This window comes from Arthrobacter sp. JDC6 (genome assembly GCF_056484025.1).
Genome location: NZ_CM151278.1, coordinates 1,743,594 through 1,755,337, shown reverse-complemented (window position 1 = coordinate 1,755,337; position 11,744 = coordinate 1,743,594). Strand labels below are relative to the sequence as shown.

Annotated in this window: 9 protein-coding genes and 2 tRNA genes; 3 read left to right on the top strand and 8 right to left on the bottom strand. The window is 66.8% G+C overall.

Annotated elements, in window-relative coordinates:
• Position 1 precedes the first annotated feature (1 nt).
• The 3 genes from murA to leuC all read right to left on the bottom strand — a co-directional run bounded on the left by murA (position 2) and on the right by leuC (position 3,554).
• Complete coding sequence (murA, locus tag ACV095_RS08170; protein ID WP_026265620.1) at positions 2–1,327, bottom strand: UDP-N-acetylglucosamine 1-carboxyvinyltransferase; 1,326 nt, start codon at positions 1,325–1,327, stop codon at positions 2–4.
• Between the two features lie 159 nt (positions 1,328–1,486).
• Positions 1,487–2,089, bottom strand: coding sequence for a 3-isopropylmalate dehydratase small subunit (leuD, locus tag ACV095_RS08165; RefSeq protein ID WP_018768318.1), 603 nt, complete (start codon positions 2,087–2,089; stop codon positions 1,487–1,489).
• Between the two features lie 10 nt (positions 2,090–2,099).
• Positions 2,100–3,554, bottom strand: a complete 1,455-nt coding sequence (gene leuC / locus ACV095_RS08160) for a 3-isopropylmalate dehydratase large subunit (RefSeq protein ID WP_026265621.1) — start codon at positions 3,552–3,554, stop codon at positions 2,100–2,102.
• Positions 3,555–3,667: 113 nt separating this feature from the next.
• On the opposite strand from leuC, the gene ACV095_RS08155 reads away from it, so the two are divergent.
• On the top strand, positions 3,668–4,387 hold the full coding sequence (locus ACV095_RS08155; RefSeq protein ID WP_009356552.1) for an IclR family transcriptional regulator: 720 nt from the start codon (positions 3,668–3,670) through the stop codon (positions 4,385–4,387).
• A gap of 44 nt (positions 4,388–4,431) precedes the next feature.
• The gene (locus ACV095_RS08150; protein WP_018768320.1) at positions 4,432–4,977 is read left to right on the top strand and encodes a DUF1697 domain-containing protein; all 546 of its coding nucleotides are present in this window, start codon (positions 4,432–4,434) and stop codon (positions 4,975–4,977) included.
• 23 nt (positions 4,978–5,000) lie between these two features.
• On the opposite strand, the gene ACV095_RS08145 is transcribed toward ACV095_RS08150, so the two are convergent.
• The 5 genes from ACV095_RS08145 to ACV095_RS08125 form a co-directional block, all read right to left on the bottom strand.
• On the bottom strand, positions 5,001–6,617 hold the full coding sequence (locus ACV095_RS08145) for a GTPase (RefSeq protein ID WP_478223254.1): 1,617 nt from the start codon (positions 6,615–6,617) through the stop codon (positions 5,001–5,003).
• Complete coding sequence (locus ACV095_RS08140; RefSeq protein WP_478223253.1) at positions 6,614–8,380, bottom strand: dynamin family protein; 1,767 nt, start codon at positions 8,378–8,380, stop codon at positions 6,614–6,616. Before ACV095_RS08140 ends, ACV095_RS08145 begins: the two co-directional genes overlap by 4 nt.
• A 7-nt stretch (positions 8,381–8,387) precedes the next feature.
• Positions 8,388–9,440, bottom strand: coding sequence for an acyltransferase family protein (locus tag ACV095_RS08135; RefSeq protein ID WP_478223252.1), 1,053 nt, complete (start codon positions 9,438–9,440; stop codon positions 8,388–8,390).
• Between the two features lie 115 nt (positions 9,441–9,555).
• Positions 9,556–9,631, bottom strand: a tRNA-Glu gene (locus ACV095_RS08130).
• Positions 9,632–9,760: 129 nt separating this feature from the next.
• Positions 9,761–9,832, bottom strand: a tRNA-Gln gene (locus ACV095_RS08125).
• Positions 9,833–10,143: 311 nt separating this feature from the next.
• On the opposite strand from ACV095_RS08125, the gene ACV095_RS08120 reads away from it, so the two are divergent.
• Entirely contained in the window at positions 10,144–11,739 is a 1,596-nt protein-coding gene (locus tag ACV095_RS08120; protein WP_478223251.1) for a hypothetical protein, read from the top strand.
• Positions 11,740–11,744: the final 5 nt, after the last annotated feature.

The following is an 11,744-nucleotide window of genomic DNA, read 5'->3' as shown; positions in this document are numbered from 1 at the left end:
GCTACTTCGTGGTGGTGATGTCGAAGTCGGCCCCAAGGCCGGCGAGCTTTTCCGTGAACCGCTCGTAGCCCCGGTTGATGATGTCGATGCCGGTGACCCGGGACGTTCCGGTGGCGGCCAGGGCGGCAATCAGGTGGCTGAACCCGCCGCGCAGGTCGGGGACATCAATGTCGGTTCCCTTGAGCTGGGTGGGTCCGGAAATCACCGCGGAGTGCAGGAAGTTGCGCTGGCCGAACCGGCACGGGACGCTGCCCAGGCATTCCCGGTGCACCTGGATGCTGGCGCCCATGCGGATCAGGGCGTCGGTGAAGCCAAAACGGTTCTCATACACCGTCTCGTGCACGATCGATACGCCCTCGGCCTGGGTCAGCGCAACCACCAGGGGCTGCTGCCAGTCCGTCATGAAGCCGGGGTGGACATCCGTTTCAAGGACCAGCGGGTTCAGCTTTCCGCCCTTGTGGTAGAACCGGATGCCGTCCTCGCCGATGTCCATTCCGCCGCCCACCTTGCGGTAGGTGTTCAGGAACGTCATCATGTCGCGCTGGGAGGCGCCTTCAACGAAGATGTCGCCGCGGGTCACCAGTGCGGCCGAAGCCCAGGACGCCGATTCGTTGCGGTCCGAGAGGGCACGGTGGTTGTAGCCGCCGAGGTCACGGACACCCTCGATGCGGATGGTCCGGTCCGTCTGCACGCTGATGATGGCGCCCATTTTCTGCAGCACGGCGATAAGGTCGATGATTTCCGGCTCGGTGGCGGCGCCGGACAGCTCCGTGATGCCTTCCGCGCGGGTGGCGCTCAGCAGGACCTGCTCGGTGGCGCCCACGGACGGGTACGGCAGCGAGATCTTGGCGCCGTGCAGGCCCTTGGGTGCAGAGATGTGGATGCCACCGGGGCGCTTTTCCACGACGGCGCCGAACTGTCGCAGGACATCCAGGTGGTAGTCGATGGGACGGTCGCCGATCTTGCAGCCGCCCAGGTCGGGAATGAAGGCTTCGCCAATGGCATGGATCAGCGGTCCGCACAGCAGGATGGGGATGCGGGAGTCACCGGCATGGGCATCGATCGCGGTGCTCGGCGCCGTCTTTGCGGCCTTGGGATCGAGGGTGAGGTCACCGTTGACCGGGTCCTTCTCCACGGTCACCCCATGCAGCTGCAGCAGGGAGGTGACCACCTCCACGTCCTTGATCTCCGGCACGTTCCGCAACACCGAGGGTTCGTTGCCCAGCAACGCCGCCACCATTGCCTTGGGGACAAGATTCTTTGCCCCACGGACGCTGACGCGGCCTGTAAGCGGGACACCGCCGCGGATTGTCAGAACACTACTCATATACCGGTTTCCTCACGATCACTAGCCCCCAAAACCTTGCAAAGGCTCCAACCAAGCATAGGAGGTCGCGTTACCGAACCGAAATAAGGGGGTACCGGCGGCGGGGCGTGGCGCGGCCTTCGCCCGCTGCGCCACGCCGCCGGGATGGTGGCCCAGGGGCTAGGAAAGCTTCGCCGGCAGGGTCTTGGGCTTGAACGCCTGGCGGGTCGCCTCGTAGGCGGTGATGTCGGCTTCGTGCTGGAGGGTCAGCCCGATGTCGTCGAGGCCTTCCAGGAGCCGCCAGCGGGTGTAGTCGTCGATGTCGAACGGCGCCACGATGTTGCCGCAGACGACGGTCTTGGACTCGAGGTCCACCGTGACCTGGGTTCCCGGGGCGTTTTCGAGTTCCTTCCAGATGAGCTCGATGTCGTCCTGCGCAACCTGCGCGGCCAGAAGTCCCTGCTTGCCCGAGTTGCCGCGGAAGATGTCGGCGAACCGGGAGGACAGGACGGCTTTGAAACCGTAGTCCTTCAGCGCCCAGACCGCGTGTTCACGGGAGGAACCGGTGCCGAAATCGGGGCCTGCCACCAGGACCGATCCCGCGTTGTAGGGCTCCTGGTTCAGGATGAAGGAGGGGTCCTTGCGCCAGGCGGAGAAGAGCGCGTCCTCGAAGCCGGTCCGGGTGATCCGCTTGAGGTAGACCGCGGGGATGATCTGGTCGGTGTCGACGTTGCTCTGGCGCAGCGGGACGCCGATACCGGTGTGCTTGGTGAACTTTTCCATTTGTGCTGTCCTAGGCTGCGTCGATGCGGATGGCGGCGGGTTCGGGAGCCGGGTCAAGGTCCGATGGAGAGCTGAGCGTGCCCCGTACTGCCGTGGCTGCGGCCACCACCGGGGAGACCAGGTGGGTGCGGCCACCCTTGCCCTGCCGGCCTTCGAAGTTTCGGTTGGAGGTTGAGGCGCAACGCTCCCCCACCTCCAGCTGGTCCGGGTTCATGCCCAGGCACATGGAGCAGCCGGCAAAGCGCCACTCGGCACCGAAGTCCTTGAAGACCTTGTCCAGGCCCTCGGCCTCGGCTTCCAGCCGAACGCGGGCAGAGCCGGGGACCACCAGCATCCGGATGTTCGGATCCTTTTGCCGGCCGCGGATGATGTCGGCAGCGGCACGCAGGTCCTCCATCCGGGAGTTGGTGCAGGAGCCCAGGAAGACGGTGTCCACGCGGATGTCCTTCATGGGCGTGCCGGCTTCGAGTCCCATGTACTGCAGGGCGCGCTCGGCAGCGGCCTTGGCGTTTTCGTCACCGAAGTCCCCGGGTGACGGAACGGACTCGGACAGGGACACGCCCTGGCCGGGGTTGGTGCCCCAGGTGACGAACGGCTCCAGGGTGTTGGCGTCCAGGTCAACCTGCACGTCGAAGGTGGCGTCGTCGTCGGTACGCAGCGTATTCCAGTACTCCACGGCGGCGTCCCAGTCCTCGCCTTCCGGCGCGTGGGGGCGGCCCTTCATGTACTCGTAGGTGGTTTCGTCCGGGGCCACCATGCCGGCGCGGGCGCCGGCTTCGATGGACATGTTGCAGATGGTCATGCGCGCTTCCATGGACAGGGCGCGGATCGCCGACCCGCGGTATTCCAGGACGTAGCCCTGGCCGCCGCCGGTGCCGATCTTGGCGATCACGGCGAGGATGATGTCCTTGGCGGTGACGCCGGGACGCAGTGTGCCCTCGACGTTGATGGCCATGGTCTTGAACGGCTTCAGGGACAGGGTCTGGGTGGCCATGACGTGCTCCACCTCGGAGGTGCCGATGCCCATGGCCAGCGCACCGAAAGCGCCGTGGGTGGATGTATGCGAGTCGCCGCAGACCACCGTCATGCCGGGCTGGGTGAGGCCCAGCTGCGGGCCCACCACGTGCACGATGCCCTGCTCGGCATCGCCCAGGCTGTGCAGCCGGACGCCGAACTCCGCGCAGTTGTTGCGCAGGGTCTGGATCTGGGTGCGGCTGGTCAGGTCGGCAATCGGTTTGTCGATGTCCAGCGTGGGGGTGTTGTGGTCCTCGGTGGCAATGGTCAGGTCCGGCCGGCGCAGCTTGCGGCCGGCCAGCCGCAGGCCTTCGAACGCCTGCGGGGACGTGACTTCGTGGACCAGGTGAAGGTCGATGTACAGAAGGTCCGGCTGGGCGTTGGCACCATCGCCGTCACCTTTGCGCACCACATGTGCGTCCCAGACTTTCTCGGCCAATGTCTTTGCCATGGCCATCTCCCTTCACTGCTGTTTGGCTGATTGATCCAACTGAATCAGGACGGCTCCGCGCTGCGCCAGCCGAAAGATTTGCATCTCAGATATTGAGACGGCAATATCATTACATGGACAATTCTAGTGGAGTCGGTGTCATTGATAAAGCGGCCCAGGTGCTCGATGCCCTTGAGGCCGGCCCCACCACGCTGGCGCAGCTGGTAGCCGCCACCGGCCTGGCCCGGCCCACTGTCCACCGCCTCGCTTTGGCGCTGGTGCACCACCGGCTGGTCAGCCGAGACATCCAGGGCCGGTTCGTGCTCGGCAGCAGGCTTGTGGAGCTTGCCTCCGCCGCCGGGGAAGACCGCCTGATCGCCTCGGCCGGGCCCGTACTCATGCAACTGCGCGATGCCACCGGCGAAAGCGCCCAGATCTTCCGCAGGCAGGGTGACTGGCGCGTATGCGTCGCCTCCGCGGAGCGCCCCATCGGCCTGCGCGACACCATTCCCGTGGGCACGCAGTTGTCCATGAAGGCCGGCTCTGCCGCGCAGGTCCTGCTCGCCTGGGAGGATCACGACAGGCTCCTCGAGGGCCTGCAGTCGGCCCGTTTCACGCCGACCGTCCTGGCAGGAGTACGACGCCGGGGCTGGGGACAGAGCCTTGGCGAGCGTGAGCCGGGGGTCGCCTCCGTTTCGGCACCGGTGCGGGGTCCGTCCGGCAGGGTGATTGCCGCCGTCTCCATTTCCGGTCCCATTGAGCGGCTGACCCGCCAGCCCGGTCGCCTGCACGCCGAAGTTGTCTGCAATGCCGGGCGCATCCTCACCGAGGCCCTCCGCAAGAACAACGACTAGGCTCCTGCCGGCCCCACCGGGGCTCCGGCCGCTAGGCTGTGCCCATGGGCAGCTATGCGGTGTTCCTCCGCGGCATCAACGTGGGCGGGATCAATATCAAGATGGCGGACCTGCGGGACGCGCTGAAATCCTGCGGCTTCACGGACGCAAAGACCCTGCTGGCCAGCGGAAACGTGGTGCTCAGCAGCACCCTGGACGCAGCATTGGTCAAACAGGAATGCGAAAAGTGCCTCCGGGCCGCCTTTGGCTATGAAGCGTGGGTTGTGGTCCTGGACGCCGGGCGGGTGGCCCAACTGGTGGATGGCTGCCCCTACCCGGACGACGACAGGTCCACCCACACCTACATCACCCTGTCCTCGGACACCGCCGTCCTTGACGAACTGGAGGCGGCCGGGTCAGCCCTTGAAAGCCAGGACCAGCAGCGGCTGGGGCCCGAAGCGCTTGCCTGGCTGGCCCCGGCGGGAGGGACACTGGACAGCCCCTTCAGCAAGATCAGCGCGAAAACGAAGTTCAAGGCCGCAACCACCACCCGCAACCTGCGCACCCTCATCAAGGTCCGGGACGCCGCTGTCGCCCTGGCGGGCGGCTAGGTCATTATGGGCCGGTAGCAGCCCTACGGCCCCATGGCCTTCTTCAGCGCCTTGTTGAAGGCTGCCAGCCTGGCAATCTCCTCCTCCACGGGCGCCACCACCAGCTCCTGCGCCGCCGCTGCCACGGCGCTGTTCAGCCGCCGTCGTGCCCTTGCAGCGCGCACCCGGGCAGCACCGGACGCAATGAAACGGCCGGTGACCGCCAAAAATATCCCCAGCACCAGGCCGAAGGCGATCATCAAGGTGGGTACCGGCCAGCCTTCCGCGCGTGGAACTTCGGGCACCGGCAGCTGCAGGTAGGCCAGTCCGGCCAGGACGCCAAGCCAGCCCAGGCCGCCCAGCACCGTCAGCAGCGCCAGCCACTGAACCACGTTGAAGGCACCCCACCACCACGCCTTGCGGTTGGCCCCGATGTCGGTCCCGGCGATGGCCTGGTCCAGGGCGTCGGGCAGCCGGTCCCGGCCGGCCCTGGCCCTCCCCCTAATTGCTGCCCGCCAGGGTCCCGGAGCCCCCTCGCTGGCCGCGTCCGCAAATTCCCTGACGGCAGCGTCCGTCCGGGCCCGCTCCGGCGCGCCGGCGGGCAGCAGGGAGGTCCGGTTCAGCCCGGCAGGTGAATCCCTGCGGAGATTGAGGCGGCGCAGCGGGTCCGGGCGGAACCTGGAGAGCCAGCGGGTGACGGGCCAGCCGGTGCGCCGGACGGACTCCAGCCGGTAGGACTGGCCGACGGCCCGCACCACGGCAGGCACGTTCGCTGCCACAGCCAGTTCGTCCGCGAGCCGGGACCTGGCGGCCGGCCGGACCCCTGCGGCGTCGCCGTCCCCGGAAGCCTGCCGCAGGTCCTGCCCGGCCTTGGTGATATCCGCCTCCAGCCGCCGGGACTGGGCCTGGCGCTGGACGGCCACCTTCCGGATCGCCGCCCGCACTTCCCCGATCCCCGCCCCCGTCACCGCCGATGAAGGGAGGACCCGCACCTGTCCCAGCCCTTCACCTGCAAGGATTGCGTGCAGCGAGTCGAGCACGGGCTGCACATCGTGTTCCGGGAGCCGGTCCACCTGGTTCAGGACCACAAGCGTGACGGCCCCGTGCGAAGCGTGCGGCGCCAGGAACCCATGGTGGACGGCAGCGTCGGCATACTTCTGCGGGTCCAGCACCCACACCAGGACGTCCACCATCCCCACCATCCGCTGCACGATCTCGCGGTTGGCTGCATGGGTGGAGTCGAAGTCAGGCAGATCGAGCAGGATCAGCCCCGTCTGTTCGTCGGCGAAGCCGTCCACCGGCGCGGCGTGATGCCGGTTTCCCACTTCCAGCCAGTCGAGGAGGGCTTCGCTGCCTGCCGCTCCCCAAACACCTGCCAGTGGTTCCGATGTCGTCGGACGGCGGGCCGCCGCCGTCGCGATCTCCGCGCCGCTGACCGCGTTGAAGAGGGAGGACTTGCCGCTTCCGGTGGCCCCGAAAAATCCCACCACGGTGTGGTCGCCGGACAAGGAACGGCGGGAACTTGCGCGCTCCAGGACGTCGAACACGTCCTGCAGCGCCTGGTCCGGCAGGACCCCCTCCCCCAGCTCCCGGGCGTCCTGGAGCGCCTGGAGCCGGGCGTCCAGTTTGGAGGACGCGTGTGCCCCGCTGTGGCGGCTCACGCGCTCTCCGCCAGCCGGGCCAGTTCCCCGGCCTGCGCAGCAAGGCGTTGTGCGAGGGCGGGATTGCCTTCCGGCAGCCGCCGCAGGAACTTCTCCTGCTCGTCTGCCAGCAGGCGCCGGCACCGCGTGGCCAGATCTTCACGGGCTTTATCAGCCATGCGGCGCACGGCGTCCTCGCCGAACACCGCTTCCAGCAGGCGCTGGCCCACGACGGCGGTTCCGCCCGCCACGCCGATCTCCAGTCCGGTCAGGCCCGCAGTCATCGAAAACACCACGATCATCAGCGCGGCGCCGAGGCCGTTGATGCCAAAGGACAGCCACCGGGCCTGCGTCCGCCGTCCCTGGCCTTCCGTCCGGATCAGCTCCATCAGGGCTTCCTGCCACGCCCGGATTTCCGCTGCTGCCCGTTCGGCGAACCCGGGCGCCGTCCCCGACAGGTCGTCCGGACCCAGCAGCTGCCGCCCCGCGGGGTCTGAGCGCCACCGCTGGTCGGTGTCCTCCGCTGCGTTGGCTGCCTCGTCCACAATGACGGCCTGAAGCCCGGTTTCGATGGCCGCCTCAACCCCGACGGCCGGTGCCGGTTCACCGCGGAAGAAGGCCCCCAGCCTGTCCCGGAACCGCCCCACATTCTGCTCAAGGGCGCGGAAGAATTCACCGGTGCCCACAAAATCCTGCCACCGGGCCAGCACTTCGCCCCGGAGGAGTGCACCGTCGCGGGTGGCATCAAGGATCCGCTTGGCGGCATCCGCGTAAGCCGCCACGGCGTCGGCCTCAAGTCGCGAGGCGGCCAGCTCCTGCTCACGGACGGCGCCGGCGATATCCGGAATCCGATGGGCCAGGGCGCGGACGGTTCCATTCAGGGTCCGCCGTGCGACGGCGGCCCGGCCGGCAGCATCGGCGGCCAGGGCACCAAGCCAGTCCCGCAGCTCATTGACAGCGCCGGGAGGCAGCATGCCGTGCGGATCAAGGACCGTCTCGGCGATGATGAACAGCCGGCTCCCACCGAGCCCCTCCCGGTCGAGCAGGCCGCGGAGGTCCTCGCTTACCTCCGCCTGCGCGCCCGGCGGCACCCGGTCCAGCACCACTGCCACAGTAATGTCCCGCGCCGCCGCGTCCAGGAGGAGCTTCCAGGGAACGGCGTCCGCGTACCGGTTGGCTGTGGTGACAAACACCCACAAGTCCGCGGCGGCCAGCAGTTGCCCGGCCAGCAGGCGGTTTTGGTCGGAAATGGAGTCAACGTCCGGGGCGTCAAGGAGTGCGATGCCGGCCGGAACCGCCGGATCGGCCAGCAGCACCAGCGAAGCGGCGTCGCGCGGCTCCGGCATGGCGCCCGCGGCGGCCGGACTGCCGGCGAGGGTACCGCGGATCCGGCTTAGCCCGGGCAGGACCCGCTGCCCTTCAAACCATGTTCCCTCCGCGGGGTTGTGCAGCAGGATGGGCTGGCGGGTAGTGGGGCGGATGGCCCCGGCCCGCGTGACGGGATGCCCCACGAGCCCGTTCACCAGGGTGGATTTGCCGGCACCGGTGGAACCGCCGACGACGGCAAGCAAGGGGGCGTCCAGGCTCCGGTACCGCGGAAGGATGTAGTCGTCCAGCTGCGCCCTTGCGGCCGACGTTTCGCGCCGTGCCTGGTCCGCGCCCGGCAGCGCGAGCGGCAGCAGCACATCGTCCAGGCCGCTGCGGATCTCCTCCAGCAGGGTCACTGCCGCCATGGCGTGCGGCACCGGCGGGATGGGGCGGCCGTGCTCGTCATGGGAGGTCACAGCTACATCATGCCAGTTGAGTAGCTGTCTTCCGATCTTGCCTGCCACGGAGAAACTGCCGTGCGGGCCTCTCCACGTAGCGGCAGGAGAGCCAAGCCGCCGGCGCAACGACCAGCAGTGATGCTGCGGCAAAAAGTAGCGGTGGGACGGCAGTATGTAGCCCCATGGACGCCAGGACCTGCTGGACAGGCCAGCCGTAGATGTACACGCCATAGGAGATGTCAAACCGCGCATCGATAGGTGCGAGGGGCAAATGCAGCGAGGCGACTATCAGGAAAACCGTCAGGGGAATGTGGACAAGCGACTGCGCGAAATCCAGCCATGAGACCAACACGACGAGAGCAGCGACCAACATTGCGGCTATGCGCCCCGCTGGGATTCGGTCCTGAAACATACAAACCAGCGAGCCCGAGAGAAACGTCATCACCGGAACAAGCGGCCAGTCGTAAGGAGTGGGGGGCTCGGTCCAACCAGCATCGACAGCGAACACCGCGACGGTTCCGGCAAGGAAGAGACAAAGTACCGCCGCCCGCACTAACGACACCCTGAAGACGAGAAACAAGACTCCGATCAATACATAGCAAACGATTTCCCAGAACAAAGTCCAAAGGGGACCGTTCCATAAGCGTGGATCGGGCAATCCATCCAATGATCCAGGTATGCCCCCTATGGCCACCCCGGGGAAGCCCGCCGTCAAGTTGCTGGCAAAGTAGCGGAGTGCGGCTGGGAATCGATATTGTCGCCCTGTCAGCAAGGCCGTGAGTGGGGCAATGACAAACGCAACAGTGCCGACGCAGGCGACAAGGCCGGGAAAGATCCTGAGAAAGCGTGCCCGCCAGTAGTCCCGAGCACTTACCCGCATCCTGCTCTGGGTGATGAGGTATCCGGAGATACCGAAGAAGCCAAGAACGGACCAACTCCCCAGCTTGATTCCCCCGAACGTGGGTTCTGGTCCGTACGCGCCAAGCCACCATGAATGCGACACAATCACTAGAGCTGCGAGGAGTAGGCGTAATGCGTTCAACGAGTTACTGCCCTCCGCAAAACTCTTCCCAAGCATCGTCCCCCCTAGCCAGCCGTTGATATGAGGCTAGGTGGGCACCTGCAAAGTATCCGCGACATCAGCGCAGCTTTAACGAAAGATGGCCCCGGGCTAATGCCCGGGACCATTTCGATGGTGACCCCAGCGGGATTCGAACCCGCGTTACCGCCGTGAGAGGGCGGCGTACTAGGCCGCTATACGATGGGGCCAAAGTACTTCCGGCAGCGTTTCCGCCGCTCAAGCTCAGTGAGTATTTCACACACTTTGCCGTGGTTTCAAATCGGCGAACCGAGTGGAAACCTACTGAATTCCAGCTGAAGCCAGCTTTCAAATCAGAGCTGGGATACCAGGACTCGAACCTAGAATGACGGTACCAGAAACCGTAGTGTTGCCAATTACACCATATCCCAATGGCACTTTGGGGCCGGTTTTCAGGGCTTTTTCCCTGCTCCGTGCGCCTCAGCACGAGAAATTACTTTACCCGAGACTTTCGGCTCGCACAAATCGGGATCGACGAAGTCGCCGGCAGCCGCATGGACTTCTCCATGCGGGCCCTTGCCCACGCTCCCGCCGTATGGTTACCCTCGAGTAAGTTACCCATCAGTAACAACTTCCCGTCCCGCTATCCGGGCACCCCCACGAGGAAACAGGATCGCCCTCCCACCAACGGTTTCGACCACCGGGCAGCGTCGCCCGGTGGCCCAGTTAGGAAGTGTCAGCGTTGACAACCCGCACAGAATCCATCGCAACAGCCAAGCCCAAAACCCGGTCCCAATCCATCGCCATCACCGCACTGTCCCTGCTGCTGGCTCTTTTCCTTGCGTTTTATACCTTCCTCACGGGCCAGATCGCCAACGGTGCCGCGCAGCTGATGGACGGAGCAGAGCAGGCTGCCGCGGGGGCCAACCAGCTCAAAGACGGTTCGGGCCAGCTGGCAGCAGGAGCAGGGGCCGCGAACAAAGGCGCGGCGCAGGTCAAGGACGGCTCGAACAAGGTCAGGGACGGCAGCAGCGAATTGAATGCCGGCGCCGCGGCCCTGCAGTCGGGGGCCGGCCGGATCTTCTCCGGAGTCCGCGACCAGCTGGCACCAGGGGTGGACAAGCTGCACGCCGGTACCGCCAAGCTGCAGAATGACGTGCTGAACAAGCTGGTTCCGGGTGTCTACCAGGTGGACGACGGCGCACGGAAGCTTCAGTCCGGCGCCGTCGCTCTTTCCGCTGCGCTGACCCCAACCGCATCCGGAAATGCACCCAACAACCTTGCTGACGGCGCGGGCCGGATCGCTGCAGGCACGGGCCAGCTCGCCGCAGGTGCCGGCGATCTTGATGCCGGCGCCACCAAGCTGCGCAGCGGGACTGCAGCGCTGAAGGACGGCACCGGCCAGCTGGCAGCCGGAGCAAACCGGCTCAAGGGTTACCCGGGTGCCGGCAACGACCCCGCACTAGGCGACGGGCTCGCCGCACTCAGCCAGGGACTGGACCAGCTCGAAGCGGCAGCGAACGGACCGCAGGGCCTGGTACCCCTTGCAGTGATCAAGGACCAGATAGCCAAGCTGGCCGACGGCGGCCGGAGGGCCTATGCCGGGGCGGTACAGCTTGACGCCGGTGCAGCAAAGGTCAACGGCGGGGCCGGGGCCCTGGACGACGGCGCCGGGCAGCTGAAGACCGGAACGGGCAGGCTGGCCACGGGAGCCGGCGAGTTGAACGACGGCGCCGGACGGTTGAAGGCGGGCTTTGCCACCCTGGCGGAAAAGCTCAATGCGACGGATCCGCAGAACCCGGGCGTGGTGCTGGGCACGTCGATGCTGGCCGAGGGGACGGCGAAGATCCGGGTGGGGATGGACGGTGTGCCGGGCGACCCCGACCGTCCCGGCCTGATCTACGCCACCAACAACCTCCAGGACGGCACCACCCGGCTCAGCGCGGGCATCAACGGCGGCGGCGACCCGGCGAACCCGGGCCTGCTGGCGGGAACGGAAGCCCTCTCCGACGGAACCGTCAAGCTCAGCAGTGGGACGGGCCAACTGGAATCGGGGTCCGCACGGCTCGCCGAAGGATCAGGTCAGCTGGCCGATGGCAACGGCCGGCTGGACGACGGTTCCGGCAAACTGGCGGAAGGCGCCGGCAAGCTGGCGGACGGCAACGCGAAAATCGCTGCCGGCACGCAGGAGCTGCACACGAAAGTGGCGGCAGTGTCGCCGTCGTCCTGGCTGGACAACCCGGGCATCGCCCTGCTGCTGATCGCGCTGCTCGTGGCCGCCGCCGTCGCGGCCTACCTGCTCCTGCGCCGCCGTGCCGCGGGCCTGCGGGCCCCCTGACAGCT